18 protein-coding genes are annotated in these 20,699 nt (G+C 55.7%); 6 read left to right on the forward strand and 12 right to left on the reverse strand.

Annotation, left to right across the window (positions count from 1 at the left end; translation table 11 throughout):
• Window positions 1–21 precede the first annotated feature (21 nt).
• The 3 genes from ydgT to blr all read right to left on the reverse strand — a co-directional run bounded on the left by ydgT (window position 22) and on the right by blr (window position 2,163).
• The gene (gene ydgT, locus H7R56_RS11300) at window positions 22–237 is read right to left on the reverse strand and encodes a transcription modulator YdgT (protein ID WP_106926822.1); all 216 of its coding nucleotides are present in this window, start codon (window positions 235–237) and stop codon (window positions 22–24) included.
• Between the two features lie 288 nt (window positions 238–525).
• Window positions 526–1,896: a GH1 family beta-glucosidase gene (locus H7R56_RS11305; RefSeq protein WP_106926824.1), complete on the reverse strand. Its 1,371-nt coding sequence runs from the start codon at window positions 1,894–1,896 to the stop codon at window positions 526–528.
• A 117-nt stretch (window positions 1,897–2,013) separates the two neighbouring features.
• Entirely contained in the window at window positions 2,014–2,163 is a 150-nt protein-coding gene (gene blr / locus H7R56_RS11310) for a division septum protein Blr (protein ID WP_106926826.1), read from the reverse strand.
• Window positions 2,164–2,400: 237 nt separating this feature from the next.
• Here blr and H7R56_RS11315 point away from each other — a divergent pair, with 237 nt between their 5' ends.
• Window positions 2,401–3,441, forward strand: a complete 1,041-nt coding sequence (locus tag H7R56_RS11315) for an oxidoreductase (RefSeq protein ID WP_106926828.1) — start codon at window positions 2,401–2,403, stop codon at window positions 3,439–3,441.
• 47 nt (window positions 3,442–3,488) lie between these two features.
• On the opposite strand, the gene add is transcribed toward H7R56_RS11315, so the two are convergent.
• From add to H7R56_RS11330, 3 genes are all read right to left on the reverse strand, one after another.
• Window positions 3,489–4,490, reverse strand: a complete 1,002-nt coding sequence (gene add / locus H7R56_RS11320) for an adenosine deaminase (protein ID WP_106926830.1) — start codon at window positions 4,488–4,490, stop codon at window positions 3,489–3,491.
• A 198-nt stretch (window positions 4,491–4,688) separates the two neighbouring features.
• Entirely contained in the window at window positions 4,689–5,231 is a 543-nt protein-coding gene (cybB, locus tag H7R56_RS11325) for a cytochrome b561 (RefSeq protein ID WP_106926832.1), read from the reverse strand.
• A gap of 308 nt (window positions 5,232–5,539) precedes the next feature.
• Window positions 5,540–5,923 carry a VOC family protein gene (locus H7R56_RS11330; RefSeq protein WP_106926834.1) on the reverse strand — a complete coding sequence of 128 codons (384 nt, stop codon included), beginning with the start codon at window positions 5,921–5,923 and terminating at the stop codon, window positions 5,540–5,542.
• A gap of 119 nt (window positions 5,924–6,042) precedes the next feature.
• Between H7R56_RS11330 and H7R56_RS11335 the strand changes: the two genes are divergently transcribed.
• Window positions 6,043–6,813, forward strand: coding sequence for a DeoR/GlpR family DNA-binding transcription regulator (locus tag H7R56_RS11335; RefSeq protein WP_106927051.1), 771 nt, complete (start codon window positions 6,043–6,045; stop codon window positions 6,811–6,813).
• A gap of 42 nt (window positions 6,814–6,855) precedes the next feature.
• On the opposite strand, the gene H7R56_RS11340 is transcribed toward H7R56_RS11335, so the two are convergent.
• Complete coding sequence (locus H7R56_RS11340) at window positions 6,856–8,028, reverse strand: MalY/PatB family protein (protein WP_106926836.1); 1,173 nt, start codon at window positions 8,026–8,028, stop codon at window positions 6,856–6,858.
• 66 nt (window positions 8,029–8,094) lie between these two features.
• Window positions 8,095–9,687: a maltose/glucose-specific PTS transporter subunit IIBC gene (gene malX / locus H7R56_RS11345; protein ID WP_106926838.1), complete on the reverse strand. Its 1,593-nt coding sequence runs from the start codon at window positions 9,685–9,687 to the stop codon at window positions 8,095–8,097.
• A 176-nt stretch (window positions 9,688–9,863) separates the two neighbouring features.
• Between malX and H7R56_RS11350 the strand changes: the two genes are divergently transcribed.
• Window positions 9,864–10,892 carry a Mal regulon transcriptional regulator MalI gene (locus H7R56_RS11350; RefSeq protein ID WP_106926840.1) on the forward strand — a complete coding sequence of 343 codons (1,029 nt, stop codon included), beginning with the start codon at window positions 9,864–9,866 and terminating at the stop codon, window positions 10,890–10,892.
• Between the two features lie 50 nt (window positions 10,893–10,942).
• Here the strand turns inward: H7R56_RS11350 and H7R56_RS11355 are convergent, their stop codons facing one another.
• Together H7R56_RS11355 and manA are read right to left on the reverse strand one after the other, a co-directional pair.
• Window positions 10,943–12,466, reverse strand: a complete 1,524-nt coding sequence (locus tag H7R56_RS11355) for a YdgA family protein (RefSeq protein WP_106926842.1) — start codon at window positions 12,464–12,466, stop codon at window positions 10,943–10,945.
• 98 nt (window positions 12,467–12,564) lie between these two features.
• Window positions 12,565–13,743 (reverse strand): mannose-6-phosphate isomerase, encoded by a 1,179-nt coding sequence (manA, locus tag H7R56_RS11360; RefSeq protein WP_106926844.1) that lies wholly within the window; start codon window positions 13,741–13,743, stop codon window positions 12,565–12,567.
• A gap of 198 nt (window positions 13,744–13,941) precedes the next feature.
• Between manA and fumA the strand changes: the two genes are divergently transcribed.
• On the forward strand, window positions 13,942–15,588 hold the full coding sequence (gene fumA / locus H7R56_RS11365; RefSeq protein WP_106926846.1) for a class I fumarate hydratase FumA: 1,647 nt from the start codon (window positions 13,942–13,944) through the stop codon (window positions 15,586–15,588).
• Between the two features lie 103 nt (window positions 15,589–15,691).
• The gene (gene fumC / locus H7R56_RS11370; protein WP_106926848.1) at window positions 15,692–17,095 is read left to right on the forward strand and encodes a class II fumarate hydratase; all 1,404 of its coding nucleotides are present in this window, start codon (window positions 15,692–15,694) and stop codon (window positions 17,093–17,095) included.
• Here the strand turns inward: fumC and tus are convergent.
• Window positions 17,092–18,024, reverse strand: a complete 933-nt coding sequence (gene tus / locus H7R56_RS11375) for a DNA replication terminus site-binding protein (RefSeq protein ID WP_106926850.1) — start codon at window positions 18,022–18,024, stop codon at window positions 17,092–17,094. The genes fumC and tus overlap by 4 nt on opposite strands.
• 86 nt (window positions 18,025–18,110) lie before the next feature.
• A complete protein-coding gene (rstB, locus tag H7R56_RS11380) occupies window positions 18,111–19,412 on the reverse strand; it encodes a two-component system sensor histidine kinase RstB (RefSeq protein ID WP_182928662.1) in 1,302 nt (433 codons plus the stop codon).
• A gap of 587 nt (window positions 19,413–19,999) precedes the next feature.
• On the opposite strand from rstB, the gene H7R56_RS11385 reads away from it, so the two are divergent.
• On the forward strand, window positions 20,000–20,635 hold the full coding sequence (locus tag H7R56_RS11385) for a hypothetical protein (protein WP_106927053.1): 636 nt from the start codon (window positions 20,000–20,002) through the stop codon (window positions 20,633–20,635).
• Window positions 20,636–20,699 lie beyond the last annotated feature (64 nt).

The raw sequence follows: 20,699 nt of genomic DNA on the forward strand, positions 1-20,699 counted from the left end.
CTGGCGCTGAGGAAAAAACTATTATTGCACGAATCGCCAAACGTTCTTTGGCACCTGGCCCACATCGTACAAACGACCACCGGAAACCAGCTCCGCGCGACGATGATCGGCGGCGCGATACATATTGATCAATTCTTCGTTACTGGTGAGGGAATAGTTAAGGTGGTCATAAAGTTTTTCAAGATTGTCCAGCGAACTGACTTTGCGGAACTTTAATAAATAATCCAGAACGGTCATTTGAGGGCATCCATTATAATGTTAAGGCACACCGCACGTCATTTCCGCCGGAGACGGGCAGAATACGCGACGGTTAATGCGGCATTGATAGCCAATGTTGTTAATCGACATCCATTTTTAGCGAGGGTTGCGCGCATCTGGCTCACCCTCTATAGGATATTCTTAATTATTTGGCTAATAGGAATGAATTACAATAACAGAAAATGTGCTTATTGATTTCGCGCCAGAATTAATGCGTTTTTATGCAATCAGGGCGCCGATTGACGCCCTGTAGAGAGAAGGTTGAGGTTACCGCTGTTCGCCGCGGCTGGCGATCACATCTTTGTACCAGAAGAAGCTTTTCTTACGCTTACGCGCCAGGTTCTGCTGGTGGTCGACATAGACAAAGCCATACTGCTTTTTATAACCGTTCAGCCAGCTCAGCAAATCGATAAACGACCATGGATAATACCCGCGCACGTCGGCGCCTTGTTCAATGGCGGTTTCCAGCGCATCAATATGTACGCGCAGGAAGTCGATGCGAGGATCGTCGACCACTTCTCCGTCGATAATCGGGTCAACCGCGCCCAGGCCGTTTTCGGTGATATACATCGGAATATCGCCGTAGCGCGCCTTGATCATCATAATGCCGTCGGTCAGCCCCTGTGGCCAGATTTCCCAGCCCCATTCGGTATAGACGCTCTGTGGATTGCGCACGAAATAGAAAAGCCCCTCGACGCCCTGTTCACCGCTGACTTTTTCTGCTGGTGGCTGTGAAGAGACGGTTTCGCGGCGGTAATAGTTCAGGCCGATAAAATCGCAGCGGTTATTGCGCAGCAGGTCATCATCGCCCGGCGCGAAGCGCGGTACTCCCCAAAGGGCCTGGGACTGTGCCAGCAGTTCGGCAGGATAGCAGCCCTTTAATACCGGGTCGTAGAACCAGTGGGTGTGAATCGCGTCGGCTAACTCGCTGGCAGCCATGTCTTCTGCGCTTTGCGTCAGCGGAGAGTGGGGCTGCAGCACGTTAACGAAGCCGATTTCGCCGTTAATTTGCATGCCGCAGAACGCTTTCACGGCCATGGCATGGGCAATAAATACGTGATGACAGGCCTGAATAGCGCGCGCCGGATTACGCACGGACGGCGGATGGCTGCCGGTAATATAACCATGCCCGATAAAAACGATGGTTTCATTAAAGGTGGCCCATTTTTGCACCCGCGAACCAAAGCGGGAATAGCACAGCCGCGCGTACTCTTCGAACGCCTCAGCGGTGGAGCGTGCTTCCCAGCCGCCCTCGTCCTGCAACGCCTGCGGCAGATCCCAGTGGTAGAGCGTAATCATTGGCTCAATACCGTGGGCCAGCAGGTCGTCTATCAGATCGCTGTAGAACTTCACTCCGGCTTCGTTGATGGTGCCGCGCCCTTCAGGCAGCAGGCGAGGCCATGAAATGGAAAAACGGTAGCTCTGAAGCCCCATTTCGGCCATGAGCTTTACGTCTTCTTTAACGCGGTGGTAGTGATCGACGGCGATATCGCCGTTGGTACCCTGATAGGTCGTTCCCGGCTGGTGGGAAAACACATCCCAGATCGACGGACCTTTGCCGTCTTCATTATACGCACCTTCCACCTGGTACGCCGCCGTAGCAGCACCCCAGAGAAAATGTTGGGGAAAAGCGGACATACAACACTCCTTATCTGTGTGATAAGGCGAGTGTAAAGTGAGTGAATATCATCTGCAACCGGTTTCAGAAACCGGTTGCATCTATGCGATCCGAATCACTTTTTTCCCACGATGGGCTTATTTTTTCTGCAGCGAGACGGTGGCGGTAGCGGCGGGCTCCGGTGACTTGTAATCGTCGATATGGTGCGCAATAAACAACAGCAGAACGGAAAAACCGAGAACAACCCAACCAATTAATTCAACAATACGAGACAATACAGAATTCATGAAATTTATTTAACAATCCATTGAGAAGTAACGCCAGACCAGGATATTAGCGCGCTCATGCCACAACGCAAGTTTTCAGCGGGATCGATTCCACGGGCGTTGTTTTTTTAATCGATTCTCGGGGAGGCAAGCCATAATGTTATTAAAGTGTTGTGCATTATCGCCAGATGAGGTCAAATAAGAAATCGATTACAAAATCAAAATGCCCCCTTAAACTTCACCAGTGAGGCTGCAAATATGAGTGACTCAATCCGCGTTGGACTCGTGGGCTATGGCTATGCCAGTAAAACGTTTCATGCGCCGCTCATCTGCGGCACGCCGGGGATGACGCTGGCGGCTGTCTCAAGCAGCGATGCCGGTAAGGTTCACGCAGATTGGCCTACGGTCAGCGTGGTCTCCGATCCTCAGGCGCTGTTCCACGACCCCAGCATTGATCTGGTCGTGATTCCTACGCCTAACGATACGCACTATCCGTTGGCGAAAGCGGCGCTGGAGGCAGGGAAAAACGTCGTGGTCGACAAACCCTTCACAGTGACACTGTCACAGGCTCGCGAGCTGGATGCGCTGGCAAAGCAGCAGGGCAAGCTGCTGTCGGTATTTCATAACCGCCGCTGGGACAGCGATTTTCTGACGGTGAAAGCGCTGATCAATGAAGGTAAGCTCGGTGACGTCACTTACTTTGAGTCGCACTTTGACCGCTATCGTCCGCAGGTGCGCGCGCGCTGGCGCGAGCAGGCCGGGCTCGGTAGCGGTATCTGGTACGATTTGGGCCCTCATCTGCTGGATCAGGCGGTCAATCTGTTTGGCCTGCCGCACAGCCTGTATGTCGATCTCGGTCAGCTGCGCCCGGGTGCGCAGGCCACCGACTACTTTCATGCCGTATTGACCTGGCCGCAGCGTCGCGTGGTGCTGCACGGCACGCTGCTGGCGGCGGCGGAAACGGCGCGCTACATCGTACATGGCTCGCAGGCCAGTTATGTGAAATTTGGCCTCGATCCGCAGGAAGATAGGCTGAAAAGCGGCGAACGTCTGCCGCAGGCCGACTGGGGCTATGATATGCGAGACGGTATCCTGACGACGGTTGACGGGGAAACGCGGGTAGAAGAGAACTGGCTGACGCTGCCGGGTAACTATCCGGCATACTACGCGGGCATTCGTGATGCGCTTAACGGAATCGGCGAAAACCCGGTACCGGCGGGCCAGGCGATTCAGATTATGGAGCTGATTGAGCTGGGTATCGAATCGGCGAAACATCGCGCGGCGCTGGCGCTGGTCTAACGAAACGGTAATAAAGACCCCGGCAGCGGCGGCTGCCGGGGAGCAGGTTATCCGCGCTGGACGCGGGCGATCAGCGCCTGCTTTTCTGCCGCAGAGAGGAACGCCATCTCCAGCCCGTTAATCTGCGCCTGACGGATTTGTGCAGCCGTGAGGCCTGCCGCCGGTGCCGCCACGCGGTATTCGTGCTGGATATCAATGCCCTGTACCGCCGGGTCGTCCGTATTCAGACTGGCCAGCACGCCATGCTCGAGGAACGTTTTCAGCGGATGCTGCGCCAACGACGGTACGGTGCTGGTCTGGATATTGGAGGTCAGACAGGATTCGATGCCGATACCTTTTTCCGCAAGGAAATCCATCAGCGCCGGATCCTGAACCGCTTTGACGCCATGACCGATACGCTCGGCGCCTAAATCGCGAATCGCCTGCCAGATGCTTTCCGGGCCGGCAGCTTCGCCCGCGTGCACGGTAATATGCCAGCCTGCATCGCGTGCGCGGCTGAAGTGTTCCAGGAACAGATGCCCCGGGAAACCGAGCTCATCGCCGGCCAGATCGAGGGCGGTAATACCGTCGCGGTGCGCCAGCAGGGCGTTCAGCTCTTCTTCACAGGCGGCTTCGCCAAAGGTGCGACTCATAATGCCAATCAGGCGCGCATCAACGTTAAACGCGCGACAGCCTTCTTTCACCCCGGCAATCACCGCTTCAACCACACCGTCAACCGGCAAACCGTGGTTCATTGCCATATAACGCGGGGAAAAACGTAGCTCAACGTAGTGCAGGCCATTACGCGCAGCGTCTTCTACGTTCTCGTACGCGACGCGGCGGCAGGCGTCTAATGATGCCAGAACCTTCACGCCCCAATCGAGCTTGCTGAGGAAACTCACCAGATCGGGTTCATTGCTGGTGACCTGAACGTGCGGCAGCAGCGCGTCGAGCGTAGACGCAGGCAGCGTCAGATTGTACTGGCGGCCGAGATCAAGAATGGTTTGGGCGCGAATGTTTCCGTCGAGATGGCGGTGAACGTCAGTTAGGGGCAGGTTGGTATCAATCATGATAGCACTCGAGTTTTAGTTAAAGTGCAAATCATTATACCATAGGAAGGTAACTGATTAAAAGTATTGAAAAAATTGCGAGGATACAGGGATTTGGCTGTACGACGATGAATTTTTAGCAGTGTGTATTTTGCGGCTTTCAGGTCAACGGGCCGCAGATTCCAGCCCGTTGACCGTCGTGTCTAACCCGGTTTGTCGTTATTTTTTGTGGCTTGATATGGGCAGCATTCTCAGCAGCGTATTATCACGCATGATGTAATGGTGGAATAAGGCCGCCAGCGCGTGCAGACCAATTAAAAAATAACCCGCGTTGGCAATTAATTCATGCCACTCTTTTAAATTGTGCTGAATATCTTGATTCGGGACTGCGGCAACCGGTAGGGCGATACCAAAAAAGGACCATGCCACCTGGCCGAAATACAACGAGGCTATTCCCAGGAACGGCAAGGCGAGAAACATTAAATAGAGCAACCCGTGCACGGACTTTGAGGCCGCAATCTGCCAGCGCGGCGGCGTGGGGGTAATTTCAGGGTCGCGGTGGGTGATTTTTAACACCACTCTGACCAGCATCAACAACAAAACGCTCAGCCCCGCCGTGTAGTGGATTAACGCTATTGTTGCGCGGGCTGGGCTGCCTTTAGGGGCAAAGCCTTTCAGCTCCATGGCGGCATAGGCGATGATAATCAGGATCAGGACGAGCCAGTGCATCAGGATCTGGCTTTTGGCGAAGGTTCTTTTCACGGTGATGTCCTTTTAATATGTGATGATTGATTATCAATAAACAACCTTAAGCACACCTTAACTTTGATAAAGAAAGTCTGGCCGCAAAAACGGGGTACTTAAAATAAAAACAAGTATAAGCCGCCATACGACCGTCTGCGTCATGTGGGGGGGAACCGTTATCTCGTCAGATATTTTTCGCCTTCCGTCCCCTGAAAACAATGACGGCAATCCATCTACCGTTTTCCGACCGGCATTTTAATCTCTGTATCTCACTATGCAGATTTTTTACGTATCAATCATCGCGCGCTGGCGAACATCCCACGGTATCAGGCGACGATCTCGATAAGATTACCGTCCGGATCTTTAATCACCGCTTCATAATATCCGTCGCCGGTGGTACGTGGGGGGGAGACCAGAATATGCAGCTCCGCTGCGCGCGCCGCCAGCGCATCAACGGCCTCCTTGCTGCCGACCGAAATCGCCAGATGTACCCATCCGGTGGTGTTGTTATCGGGCTGCGCAATCTGTAGCCCGGGTTTGCTCATCAACTCGATGGCAATGGATTCATTGACGGTCACAAAGTATGACTCGAACCCCGGGTTCGTTTTGCTGCGGTACTTCTCGTTGATTTTCCCGTCAAAAAACGTCACCCAAAAACGCGCCTGTGCTTCCAGCGCCTGCGTCCAAAGCGCAACGTGTGCAATTTTCATGTCCGATCTCCAGAAGGTTTTAACGTACGCAACGGCGAAAGTCAGGGCGGGTTGACAGCCACTGTTGCAATGCACGATTATGCTTATTATTGCTCGGTTTAATGATTAAAGGTAATTTCATGCTCGATTATGCAGCTTTTCCGGATCAACGACAAGCCTTGATTCGCCAGGCGCTCGGGCAGCAAGGCCGGGTTGTTTGTGCTGAACTAGCCGTGCAGTTGGGGGTGTCTGAACACACTATTCGCCGTGATTTACATGAACTGAGTAAGGAAGGCGTGTGTAAGAAGGTTTACGGCGGCGCTGTCGCGACGCTGCCTGATACCGGTAGCTTTATTGAACGAAAAACACAAAAGGCGGATGTAAAGAGCATCATCGCGCATAAATGTGCACAACTTATCAAACCCAATAGCTGCGTGTTTATTGATTCCGGTACCACCAATCTGGCGCTGGCTGAGGCGATTGACGACACGTTGGTTCTGACGGCAGTGACCAATTCGCCGGAAATCGCCTGCGCGCTGCTTAAAAAGCCGCGCTGTGAGGTGATCATGTTAGGCGGCGGGATCCAGCGCAGCAGCGGTGGCAGCGTCGGGGCCGCGGCGCTGGCGCAGGTCAACGACATTCTTTTCGATCAGGGGTTTATTGGCGGCTGTGCCATGGCTCCGGAGTCGGGGCTGACCGGATTCGACTATGCAGACTGCGCATTCAAGAAAGCGGTTATCCCGCAATGTAGCGAAATTATTGTTGGATTGACGGCCGATAAAATTCCCGCCGTCGCGCGCTACGTGGTCGCCGGCTGTCGGCAAATAGACGTGCTGGTGGTCGAGGAAAGCGTACGTCAGCAATATGCCGAGGCTTTTGCGCCCTACGAGATTTTGCTGCACGGTGTGTAGCGCGAGAAAATACGCAACGCCGGGCGACGTTGCGCGATGGGATTAGTGCAGAGTGCGGATAGCGGCAATCAGGCGTTCCACGCCTTGCTCAAGCTTCACGCGCGGGCACCCCGCGTTGAGGCGAATGAAGCCGTTGCCTTCATTACCGTAGGTGTAGCCGGGCATTATCGCCACTTTTTGCTGTTTGATCAGCACATCCTGCAGCGCACGATCGTCAATATTGAGCGGGCGTAAATCAATCCATGCCAGATAAGTTGCCTGCGGAGCTTGCCACTGTAGCGCCGGAAACGCTGCGTTAAGCGTTTGCTGGATATAGCGCATATTGCCCAACAAATAATCACGCAACGCGTCCAGCCACGGTTCGCCGTGCCGATAGGCGGCAATATGCGCGACCAGTGCGGGAACGGACGGCGAGGAGAGGCCGTCACGGCTTTTTAATGCGTTGAGATAATCATTGCGTGCGCCTTCGTCGTCGATCAGCCCGTATGCGCCGGTAAAAGCCGGAATATTGAAGCTTTTGGAGCCGGAGGTGAACAGCGCCCACGGCCCTTGTGCGACGTCGCACCACGGGATATGGCGATGACCGTCCCACGTCATGTCCATGTGAATTTCATCGCTGATCACCCGAACGTTGTGTTTTGCGCACAGCGCCGCCATCGTTTGCAGTTCTTCACGGGTCCAGACTTTACCGGTTGGGTTTTGCGGGCTGCACAGCAGCAGGATGCGGTTTTGCGGCTGCGATAGCGCGGCCTCCAGCACGTTCATATCGCAGAACCACTGGCCGTCGCGTTGATGAAGCGGAACGCCTACCACTTCGCGCTGATTGCCTTCAATCGTTTTAAAGAAGGCATCGTAGGCCGGCGTGTGAACCACAATGCCGTCGCCGGGGGCTGACCACTGACGAATCATCTCGGCGACCATGTAAATCACCGATGGCCCGTAGACGATGCTGTTGGTGTCGATGGTGCTGTGAAAGCGGTGGGCATACCAGTGGGCAATAGCCGGTAAAAACTCGTCGTTCTTCCAGCGGCTGTAGCCAAATACGCCGTGAGATAAACGCTTGCTGAGCGCGTCGAGAATGCAGGGGGCGGTGGCAAAATCCATATCCGAGATGGTGAACGGCAGCAGGTCAGCGTCGCCGAAGCGGTCGGCAACATAGTCCCACTGGGTGCACCAGGTGCCATGTCGGTCAATCACCGTTGAGAAGTCAAACATGTGAGGGTCCTCACGAAGAAAAGAGGTGAGCTATTGTGCCCCCGCGGCGGGCGGGGGCAAAGTGGTTTACGCCTGTACGGAATGCATCAATACCGACATTTCATCTTTCACCGACTGAACCTGTGGGCCGATGACAACCTGGAGATTGTGCTGGTTGAGCTTAACCACCCCAATCGCCCGGTTGGCCTTCAGCGCATCGACGTTGACTTTGTCCATATCGCTGACCGACAGACGCAGACGGGTGATGCAGTTATCGAGCGAAACAATGTTCTCTGCGCCGCCCAGTGCGGACAGGATTGCCGGAACGTTGTAGCCGGATTTGCCGGTTGCGCCGCTGGTAACGTGCTCTGCGGCCGGTGCGTTGTCGATATCACGGCCCGGCGTTTTAATGTTAAAGCGCACGATAGCGAAGCGGAAAATGGCGTAGTACACGGCGAACCAGACCGCTGCCACTACCGGTACCAGATACCACTTGGTAGACAGACCGTGCAGAATACCGAACACCACGAAGTCAATAATGTTGCCGTCGGTGTTACCGATGGTGACGCCAAGAATCGCCATCATGGTGAAGCCCAGGCCGGTCAACAGCGCGTGAATGACGTACAGTACCGGTGCCACGAACAGGAACAGGAATTCCAGCGGTTCCGTGGTGCCGCCGACGACACAGGCAATGACGCCAGAAATCAGCAGGCCTTTAATTTTATGACGGTTTTCCGGGCGAGCGCAGTGGTACATCGCCAGCGCAGCGCCGGGCAGGCCGCCGAGGAAGGCCGGCATTTTACCCTGCGACAGGAAGCGGGTAGCGCTTTCGGAGAAGCCGTGGGTTGTTGGGCAGCTCAACTGGGCCTGGAAAATCGTCAGCGCGCCGCTGACGCTGTGGCCGCAGACGTCCATGGTTCCGCCGGCTTCGGTAAAGCGGATCAGCGCCACCAGAATATGGTGCAGGCCGAACGGCAGCAGCAGACGTTCGCCGGTACCAAAAATCATCGGACCAAAATCGCCCGCGCTGTTGATCACGTGACCCAGCGCGTTAATGCCCATGGCGAAAATCGGCCACACCAGCGGGATCACCAGACCGACCAGGCCCAGGACCACGGTAGTAATAATCGGCACGAAGCGGGTACCGCCGAAAAACGCCAGCGCATCCGGCAGGCGGATGGTGTGGAAACGTTCGTGCAGCATCCAGACGATGATCCCGCAGATCACCGCGCCGAGAATACCGGTGTCGATGGACTGAATACCGATAATGTTCTGGATGTTGTTGGCTTTCAGAATGGCGGCGTCGGTGGTTGGCAGAATGCCTTTGGCCGTCAGCCAGAAGTTTACCGCCAGGTTCATGACCGCGTAGCCGACGAAACCGGCAAAGGCCGCAACGCCTTTATTGTCACGCGCCAGACCCAGCGGGATGGCAATACAGAACATCACTGGCAGGAAGCTGAACGCGAATGAGCCAACTTTGCTCATCCAGATAAAGACTGCTTGCAGGAACGGGGTATCGAGCCATGGCAGTAGCGTGATGACGTCATGGCTGCTTAATGAGCTGCCGATACCGAGCATAATCCCACAGAAGGAGAGCAGCGCGACCGGCAGCATAAAGGTTTTGCCAAGCTGCTGGAAGAACTCCCAGAGGGTGACTTTTGGTGCGGTTTTCGCCGTCATGAAACGACTCCTTAATCCTGAAAAAAGGTTTCTGGTAATTTCGGTAAAGGAAGATAAAACGTTTTATCAATTTTTAGTGAGAAACAAATCACAAAAGCAATGGATAATACAGTTTATAAAGTATACCTAGAGATAAAACGTTTTATCGGATAAGCAAAAGGAGTCGCGCAGGCGCTATGGCGATTGCAAAGAAAGTCACCATTAACGATGTTGCGCTGGCGGCAGGCGTTTCCGTCAGCACCGTTTCGCTGGTCCTGAGCGGCAAGGGGCGTATCTCGTCGGCCACGGGGGAACGGGTTTATCAGGCGATTGACCAGTTGGGCTTCGTGCGCAACCGCCAGGCGGTGTCGCTGCGCGGCGGGCAAACCGGCGTGATTGGTCTGATTGTCGGCGATCTGTCATCACCGTTTTATGCGGAACTGACGGCGGGGTTAACCGCCGCCCTCGAGTCGCAGGGGAAAATGGTCTTTTTGACCCAGGGGGGCAACTGCGGCGAGCAAATGCTCCAGCGTTTTGAAGCGCTGGTGTCGCAGGGCGTCGACGGCGTGGTGATTGCCGGTTCGGTCGACCGGGCCGCAGAACTGCGGGCCAAAGCCGCTGAAACCGAGACGCCGCTGGTGTTTGCCTCCCGCGCCAGCTATCTCGACGAGGTCGACATTATTCGCCCGGATAACATGCAGGCGGCCCAACTGGTGACCGAGCATCTGATTCGGCGCGGCCATCAGCGCATTGCCTGGCTGGGCGGGCAAAGTTCATCGCTGACCCGCGCGGAGCGGGTGGGCGGCTACTGCGCAACGCTCATCAAGTACGGCCTGCCGTTCCATAGCGATTGGGTGCTGGAGTGCGAGTCCAGCCAGAAACAGGCGGCGGAAGCGATTACCGGCCTGCTGCGCCACAACCCGACCATCACCGCGGTGCTGTGTTACAACAGCGTGATTGCGGTAGGCGCGTGGTTCGGCCTGATGCGCGCCGGTAAGCAGAGCGGCGAAGACAGCGTTGAAAGTTATTATGAGCAGCGGGTCACGCTGGCGGCGTTTGCTGAGGTGCCGGAGCAGGCGCTTGACGATGTGCCCTTAACCTGGGTAACGACGCCTGCCCGTGACATGGGCAAAAGCGTGGCGGAGCGCATTTTGCAGCGCATTGAAACCGGCCAGGGCGAGGCGCGAAATCTGATTATGCCGCCACGGCTGGTGGTGAGAAAATAAAAAAGCCCCAATTCGGGGCTTTTCGCGGGGGCCGTAGGCTTATCTGCGGCTTACTGTGCCGGCGTCTCTGCCGGCGCGTCCGCCGGTTCTTCCGGGTCGGCCAGCGTCGGGATCCCGAACATACCGACAAAATCATCCAACGGCATTTTCTGCCCGTTCAGGGTGACCTGGCCTGAGGCATACTGCAGGCTGCTGCTGATGGCGTCATCCTGGGTGGTGGTCAGACGGAACATTTGCCCCATCGCGGCCAGCCCCTGAATTTGCTGTTTGGCCAGCTTAGCGGCTTCTTCCTGCTGATAGCCTTCCAGCTGCGCCACCTGGGTCATCAGTTCGACAGCCATGTCCGTTGGGATATTCAGCTTCGCGTCCAGCGATTTCACGCCGCGATCGACCTGTTGTGACAGCGTCTGCGCTTCGCCGGTAGCCTGCGCCGGGTCTTTCAGCGCCAGCGACAGGTTCAGCGAACTTTCCCCTTTGGCATTTTTCCAGCTCAGCGGAGACAGTGTCACTACTGGGTCACCTTTCAGCAGGATTGGCAGCGAGCTGAACAGTGCATCTACCGCTTTTTGCTGATACAGCTCCGGGTTTTTTGCCAGGTCCGGCTGCGCCATTAGCGCCTGGGTCTGCGCCTGATACTGTTGGCTGAACTGATGCATGGCGACACCGTCAATGCCGTCGACCTTCAGGGTGAGCTGTCCGCTGCCGAAGTCTTTGTTTTGCAGCTTCAGGCTGTTAAGCGAGTAGTCGAGCTGGCTGTTGATTTTTTTGCCGTCGGCGGTCAGTTCAGACTTACCGGCAATGCGCATACCGTTGAGCTCGGCGAGATCTTTACCTTCCACGCTCATCGCCAGACGTTCGACGCTCAGCGTCTGATCGCCGATGCGTTCATCAAACGAGGTCAGTTTGCTCGAACCGTCGGTTTTCAGGTTGTTAAAGGTAAACTGCACCTTCTGATCGTATTCGTTGACCGCGTTAACCTGGCCGCTCTTCGCTTCGCCGGTCAGCGACACCAGGCTACCCTGGCTGTCGGCGGAGAGAACGAATTCGCCGCCGCTGAAGGTCACTTTATCGGTGTCTTTCTCGTAATCCAGTGGCTTGAGGGTAATAGCCGACTCGGTATCACCGCCGTAGCTAATACGGGTATTGATATCGAACGGCGATTGCCCTTTGGCGATATCGAATAGCGGTTTGGTGACATCGTTGTTGACCAGTACGGTGTTAACCGACGCCATGGCTGGCGCCAGATTGAAGGATTTTAACGATGCCAGCGGGAAGGGGCCGTGGCTGACGGTTTCATCGAGCAGTACGCTCTGGCCCGGTTTCAGCCATGAATTTTCGGCCCCCGTCAGCGGCTTGACCACCATTTTCAGCTGACTGCTGAACACGCCGCGCTGATAGTCCTGGTAGCTCAGTTCAAGGCCCGCTTCCGGCGCGGTCAGCTTCAACTGGGCGTTCGCCTGTGACACCATTTCGGCGATGCGTGATTCCAGCTGTTTACCCGTGTACCAGGCTCCGCCCGTCCAGATAACCCCCAAAGCAACAATGATGCCTACAGCAACCCGCGTTTTTTTCATCGTATTTGTCCGTAAAAATGAAACCAGGCGAATAGGCCGCCTGGTTAAGTCATAAGGCTATGCGAAAGAGTAGCAAGCCTGTCCAGAAACTTCAGTATTTACTTTAACTTATTATAGACGCGCGCTAAGCGGCCGCTGCCGCTGACCTGAATCGGTGACTCATTGGCGGCGACAAACGCCGACTCGCCCGGTTTTAGCACCAACTGCTGGCCATTTTTATGCAGTACAGACTCGCCCTCTAAGCAGAAGACGATCGCCGCGCCGTCCTGCGCCAGGTGGGTTTCGCTGGCGCTGAGGTCATGTAAAGAGAAAGCAAAATCATCGACCGGAATCGGGAAGTCCAGCTCGCTGCCGCGCTTCTCGGGCTGCGTTAACAGCGTGTTCGCCGGTTTGGCAACAAACTTAACGTTCGCCACCAGTTCCGGAATATCGATGTATTTCGGCGTCAGACCGGCGCGCAGTACGTTGTCGGAGTTCGCCATCACTTCCAGACCGGTACCGCGCAGGTAGGCGTGCGGCGTTTCGGCGTACAGGAACATGGCATCGCCCGGATTCAGCTTGACGATGTTCAGCAACAGCGGTGAGAACAGGCCGCTATCGTCAGGGTAGAACTCGGCAATCAGGCGGATGGCATCCCAGGCGTCGCCACGTTCGGCTTCCAGCGCACGACGCAGCACCTGCAGGGCGTGGGCTTTTTCTGCGCCCTGCATATTAAGCAGACCGGCAAACAGCGCGCTCAGGTTGTCGCCGTCGGGCTGCGCAATAAACTGACCGATCAGCGGGTTCGCGTCGGCGACCGGCGCCAGCAGCGCGGCGATCTGGCCGAATTCGCGGAAGGCATTCATCGCCAGGAAGGGGGTAAGGGCAAAGACCAGCTCAGGTTTGTGATTGGGATCTTTGTAGTTACGTTCCGCCGCGTCCAGTGCGATACCGGCGGCGTTTTCTTTGGCAAAACCGGTTTCCGCAGCCGTTTTGCTCGGATGCACCTGAATGGAAAGCGGCTGTGCGGCGCACAGGACTTTAAACAGGTAGGGTAATTCGCCAAACCGCGCGGCGACTTTCTCGCCCAGCAGCGCGGTTTTGTCGCCGTCAATCACCTCACGCAGTGAATGAACATTTCCCTGAGCATCGGCAATTTTTGAGCTGCTCTTCGGGTGCGCGCCCATCCACAGTTCCGCCATCGGCAGATCGTCAGGATTGGCCATTCCGTAGAGTTCCGTTAACGCAGTTTTGCTACCCCAGGCATAGTTTTGCACTGAGTTAATGAGTTTTTGCATTATCAAGCCCTGTTTCAATGTGGATTCTTTGCGACGTATTAAAGCAAAAAAAAGCGCGCGCGTATTCTCAAGAAATAAAAAGTCGTACTAGTCTCAGTTTTTGTTAAAAAATTGTGTACGATAGGGTAACTCGCTTTTAACCGGGCAAATGGAAAGACTGCCTTTAACAACATCATCAAAGCAGTAAGTGAGAGCACAATGTCGAATAAACCTTTTTATTATCAGGATCCTTTTCCGTTAAAAAAGGATGAGACCGAATACTATCTGTTGAGCAACGACTACGTTTCCGTCGCAGAATTTGAAGGGCAGGAAGTCCTCAAAGTTGCCCCGCAAGCGCTGACGCTCCTCGCCAAACACGCCTTCCACGACGCTTCCTTTATGCTCCGCCCCGCGCATCAGCAGCAGGTGGCCGATATTCTTAACGATCCGGAGGCCAGCGAAAACGACAAGTACGTGGCGCTGCAGTTCCTGCGTAACTCGGATATCGCCGCGAAGGGTATTCTGCCGACCTGCCAGGATACCGGCACGGCGATCATCATGGGTAAAAAAGGCCAGCGCGTCTGGACCGGCGGCGGCGATGAAGCGGCGCTGGCGCGCGGCGTGTATGACACCTTTATTGAAGATAACCTGCGCTACTCGCAGAACGCGCCTCTCGATATGTATAAAGAGGTCAACACCGGTACCAACCTGCCGGCGCAGATTGACCTCTACAGCGTCGATGGCGACGAATATAAGTTCCTGTGCATTGCCAAAGGCGGCGGCTCGGCGAACAAAACCTATCTGTATCAGGAAACCAAGGCGCTGATCACCCCGGCGAAGCTGAAAAGCTATCTGGTTGAGAAAATGCGTACCCTGGGAACCGCGGCCTGCCCGCCGTACCATATCGCATTCGTCATCGGCGGGACCTCCGCGGAAGCAACGCTGAAGACGGTGAAGCTAGCGTCCACGAAATACTACGATGGCCTACCGACCGAGGGGAACGAGCACGGTCAGGCCTTCCGCGACGTACAGCTGGAAAAAGAACTGCTGGAAGAGGCGCAGAACCTGGGGCTGGGTGCGCAGTTCGGCGGCAAGTACTTTGCCCACGATGTTCGGGTGATTCGTCTGCCGCGCCACGGCGCATCCTGCCCGGTGGGGATGGGCGTCTCGTGTTCCGCCGATCGTAACATCAAAGCGAAGATTAACCGTCACGGCATCTGGATTGAGAAACTGGAGAACAACCCGGGTAAATACATACCGGAATCGCTGCGTAAGGCTGGCGAAGGCGAAGCGGTGAAGGTTGACCTCAATCGCCCGATGAGCGAGATCCTCAAGCAGCTGTCTCAGTATCCGGTTTCCACTCGCCTGTCGCTGAGCGGCACCATTATCGTGGGGCGCGATATTGCCCACGCCAAGCTGAAAGAACGCATGGATAAAGGCGAAGGTCTGCCGCAGTACATCAAAGATCATCCTATTTACTATGCCGGCCCGGCAAAAACGCCAGAGGGCTACGCGTCTGGCTCTTTGGGCCCAACCACCGCAGGCCGTATGGACTCCTACGTCGATCAGCTGCAGTCGGAAGGCGGCAGTATGATCATGCTGGCGAAAGGCAACCGTAGCCAGCAGGTCACCGATGCCTGCCACAAACACGGCGGGTTCTACCTCGGTAGCATCGGCGGCCCGGCGGCGGTACTGGCGCAGAGCAGTATTAAGAGCCTTGAATGCGTGGAGTACCCGGAGCTGGGAATGGAAGCTATCTGGAAAATTGAAGTAGAAGACTTCCCGGCGTTTATCCTCGTGGATGACAAAGGTAACGACTTCTTCCAGCAGATTCAGGCGTCGCAGTGCGCCCGCTGCGTGAAGTAATCCTTTCACCGCCCCTCGGGGCGGTTTTTTATTTGTACCATACTGATCTTAGCCTGCTTGAGCACTGTCACTTCACAATCACTTTGAATTCAAGGAGAAAGTAATGACAACGTCACGCCGCGAAAGCGATTCAATGGGCCCTATCGAGGTGCCCGCCGACAAACTGTGGGGCGCACAAACCCAACGCTCCCTGGAGCATTTTCGTATTTCCACGGAGAAAATGCCGCTTTCGCTGATTCACGCCCTGGCGCTGACCAAGCGCGCGGCGGCTAAGGTCAACCAGGATTTAGGCCTGCTCACCGCGGATAAAGCCGGTGCCATTATGGCGGCGGCCGATGAAGTGCTGCAAAACCGCCATCAGGATGAGTTCCCGCTGGCCATCTGGCAAACCGGTTCCGGCACGCAAAGCAACATGAACATGAATGAGGTGCTGGCCAACCGCGCCAGCGAACTGCTGGGCGGCGAGCGCGGGATGGCTCGTAAGGTCCATCCGAACGATGACGTCAACAAAAGTCAGAGCTCTAACGACGTGTTTCCGACGGCGATGCACGTGGCGGCGGTCATCGCGCTGCGCGAACATCTTCTGGTGCAGCTTGCGATATTACAGGAAACGTTACGCCAGAAAGCCGAACGCTTCCGCGATATTGTCAAAATCGGCCGCACCCACCTTCAGGATGCCACGCCGCTGACCCTCGGGCAGGAGTTTTCCGGCTGGGTGGCCATGCTGGAGCACAATCGTCGTCATCTGGAGCAGAGCCTGCCGCACCTGAGCGAGCTGGCGCTGGGCGGGACGGCGGTGGGAACCGGGCTGAATACCCATCCTGAATATGCGGTTCGCGTGGCGAAAGAGCTGGCAGCGCTGACCGGGCAGCCGTTTGTGACGGCGCCGAACAAGTTTGAAGCGTTGGCCACCTGCGATGCGCTGGTGCATACCCACGGTGCGCTGAAAGGGCTGGCGGCATCGCTGATGAAAATTGCCAACGACGTGCGCTGGCTGGCATCGGGGCCGCGCTGCGGCATCGGTGAACTGTCGATACCGGAAAACGAACCGGGGTCGTCAATTATGCCAGGAAAGGTCAACCCAACCCAGTGTGAAGCCATGACCATGCTGTGCTGCCAGGTCATGGGCAACGATGTGGCGGTGAATATGGGCGGGGCATCCGGTAACTTTGAACTGAACGTCTACCGGCCGATGATTATTCATAACGTGCTGCAATCGCTGCGACTGCTGGCTGATGGCATGGAGAGCTTCAACGCGCACTGTGCGGTGGGCATTGAGCCAAACCGCGAGCGAATTGAGCAACTGCTTAATGAGTCGCTGATGCTGGTGACCGCGCTGAATACGCATATCGGCTACGATAAAGCGGCAGAAATCGCCAAGAAGGCGCACAAAGAGGGGCTGACGTTGAAAAATGCGGCGCTGGCTTTAGGCTATCTCAGCGCCGAAGAGTTCGATCTTTGGGTTCGTCCGCAGGAGATGGTAGGGAGCCTGCCGGGCCTGCGTTAATCGGTCGCGAGCCACAGATGAAGCCGCGGAATAAGCAGCTGTAGAGGCTGTGCCTGCGGCTTATGCCGGTGCTGTACATTATCGGCGTCGTAGTCCAGCAGCTCGCCCAGATCCGGTACGCTGACGCCGTTGCGCCCGCTGCTGACGGCAATCAGCGGGCCGGGGCAGGCGTACTGTATCTGCTTTTGTTCTCCGGCGTACCATACGCGCGCAATGGGCTGCACCTTCACCGGGCGTTTAATCTTCAGTCTGGCCTTTTGCGGCAGGGCGGCAATGTCCTGATATTCGCGCTCCAGCCGCGCCAGCCACTGTTCCCGCGTCCAGGGGGGCACGGCGCGGGGCGATTTCAGACTCTTCTCCAGCTGTGCCAACACCTCATCACGGGTCAGGTTTTTGATAATGTGCTTATTGGCCCAGCCAAAACGAATCGTGCTCGGGTCGTGCAGCAGGGTGAGCGAGCGGTAGGCGTTGAGGGTAATTAACCCCGGTATATAGCGATGAACCCATTCGAAACGGGCCACCGACGGCAGGCCGGAATCAACGGTGATAATCTGTTCCAGCTCGGCTTTCAGACGGTTAATCAGCTGGACCCGGCGGCTGAGCGCGTCGTGCTGTTCGCTGCCTGCCTGCAGGCAGATTGCGCCGGGCAAACGTACCGCGGCCTTACTGCTGCGGTTTTCCGACTGCTGCTGAATAAACAGGTGGCTGAAGTGCTGAAGCGCCATGGCAAACGCCGGCTGGCCGAGATGCTGGACAACCGGAATGCGCGACAGCGGGGCGTGCTCGGCGGTTTTCGGTACTTCCGGCAGCGCGAAGATGCGGGCCGTCAGCAGACGGCACGCAGACAGCTCGTTGCGCAGCTCGGCAAGGTTGCGTTCAAGCTGGCGGAAGGTGTCGGTTAAGCGCTCAACGAGATCGTAACTGGCCATGGTCGCGTTCCTCTGTTGTTAATTAGTTACAACATACTTTTGATGTTGTGACTATAATCCACGATTCGGCACCGTGCAAACCGCTGTCAGCTAGCCGCGGGCAGGGAAATAGAGTGGTAAATAGGCCATTGCAGACTGAAGCGCGCGCCGCCGAGCGGGCTGCTTTCGCAGCTAGCGTGTCCGCCCATGGCCGTGGCGATGGAGTGGACGATAGCCAGACCCAGGCCGCAGCCGCCGGTCGCGCGGTCGCGGCTGGGATCCAGGCGAACAAACGGTTCAAATACGCGCTCGCGTTCATCGGCGGCAATACCCGGGCCGTCGTCGTCCACCAGCAGGCAGGCCTGGCTCCCGCTGAGGGTCAGGCTGACCTGAATCTGGGACTGACTGTAACGCATGGCGTTATTGATCAAGTTATCGAGAACGCGTTCCATCAGGCGCATATCCAGCGCGCCGTAGTCGCCCTGGGTCAACTGCTTAAGCGTGATGTCTCGCTGCGGGTTCACCGCTTGCACATCTTCAACGTGCGCGGCTATCCAGCGCGGGAGGTCGGGAGTGGTCAGAGAAAGCTCGGTCTGCGGGCGATCAAGACGTGCGTAGGTCAGCAGTTCTTCAATCAGCGCTTCCAGCTGGCTAATATCGCGATTCAGCGCCTGTGACTCGGCTTCAGTCAGGTTCTCGCTCATCTCCAGACGGTAGCGCAGACGAACCAGCGGCGTACGCAGCTCGTGTGCAATGCCGTCAATCAGCTGCTTTTTGCTGGCGATAAGCGCATTGATATTGTCGGCCATCTGGTTAAAAGCAACGCCCAGCCGCTCGAAGCTGGATAAACTGTCGAAATGAATACGCTCCCCCAGATGCCCGTCGCCAAAGCGCTGCGCGGCGTTTTCCAGACGTAGCATATCCTGCCAGTGCGGGCGCATCCAGATGAATACCGGGAAGGCCAGCGAAATGGCGATAAACGCCATGAGGGCAATATCGAGTAGCCGCATCTCATGCATAAAGTACAAATACGGGACCGGGCCGACCGCCAGCACATAGTGGCTGCGCGGAATGCGCTGAATAAAGGTGTACTGATCGTCGAGCGCAACGATATCGCCGGCGCGAAGGTGCTGCATGGCGCTATCGGCCAGCTGGAACTTACTCAGTGGTTCAATGCGCAGATCGAAAGACAGGTTCAGATCCAGTTCGTTAAGCGTTTTGCTCCAGTTACGCGGCGGAATCTCACGCAGCTCGCTGCGCATCAGGTACAGCGAGCTTTTCATCAGGTCATCCAACGACTGACGCCCCGCACGCTCGGCGGTAAATTTGTAGACCAGCCCGACCAGCATCGTCATGACCAGAAAGCAGACAAACAGCAACAGGTAAAACTGCACAAACAGCTTTTTCATCGAAAACCACCGAACGTTCAATAGGGTGTGGCGAGGGGGCGCATGACTCTGGCGTACAAACAGGCCAGAACGCTACCCAGCCGCCGGTTAGCAGCGTACCCGGGAGAGTACACTGTATTCATACTTTCTGCATGCAGCGCACGGGGTCACCGAGATAAATCGCCGCGGCTGTGGCCGGGGAAGCGGTGATTTCATTTGCCGATAAATCCCCCTAATACCACGCCGTTAGCCGCTGACGGTCATGTCGTCGACATATTGGGAGTGAATATAAACATAAGCGCGGCAGGAAATAACGCGATCGATAAAGCCAATGCACGCTGATGGTGGCTTGTTAAACAATCATAGTCACGATCGGAATAATGACGAGATGATAGGAATATTCTTCTCGTCGTCTATTTGTGCATTATGTGCTGTTATATAAAATACAGTGCGGGCTCAGACCAAAAGGTGTGGGCAATAAAGCATTAAATGTTTTTTGCCAAAGATGCGAATATTAAGAAAACCTTAAGAAGATAGCATTCAATGCTAATGTATTGTCTCCTCTCAATTTTATTATCGTAAGTCGGTTCTTAAGGTAAATTACGATGATGAAATTTGACACACACTTCTCATTCTCTGCGATGGTCCTGCTGGTGCTTTCCGCATTGTTTCCTTTCGTGGCGGAGTGGCGTATTTCGTTGGACGACGGTGCGCTGGTGACACATATCGAGAATGGACAGGCGCTGTGGTTGCTGTTTGGCGCCGTGTTTACCGTGTGCTACAGCAAGCCGTGGGAAAAACCGGCGGGCGAGAAACAGTTCTGGATGTGGGCTACGCTGTGGTGGCTGGTGCTGCTTGGGCGCAGCACCAGCTGGGGGCGCGTTTATTTTCCTGATGCGCCGCGTATTGTGTTTCACGCGATAGCCACGGTACTGGTTGCAGGGGTGCTTCTTTCTCTGCTGTCGTCGCCGCTGCGTAAAGAGATTGTTCGACGCATTAAAGATAGCCCTAAGCCGCTGTGGTTAATGGCCGTCACTGTGATGACATTTTTGATTGCGGACACGATCGAACATCACCGTCTGCTGGCACCCTTGTTTGTGCGTGAACCGAATTATGCGGATCTGATGGAAGAGTTGTACGAAATACCGTTTATGGTGGGGCTGTTTCTGACCAGCTTTTATTTTATGAAACATGATAATGCGGTGTCGCATTCTGTCGGCGTACGATACCAACACAACCTATAAACCTCTGGCTATATCCAGGTTAAAAAGATCGTGGCGATGCGATCGTTTTCATGACGTTCTGGCC

The organism is Klebsiella sp. WP3-W18-ESBL-02 (assembly GCF_014168815.1).
GTDB lineage: Bacteria > Pseudomonadota > Gammaproteobacteria > Enterobacterales > Enterobacteriaceae > Kluyvera > Kluyvera ascorbata_B.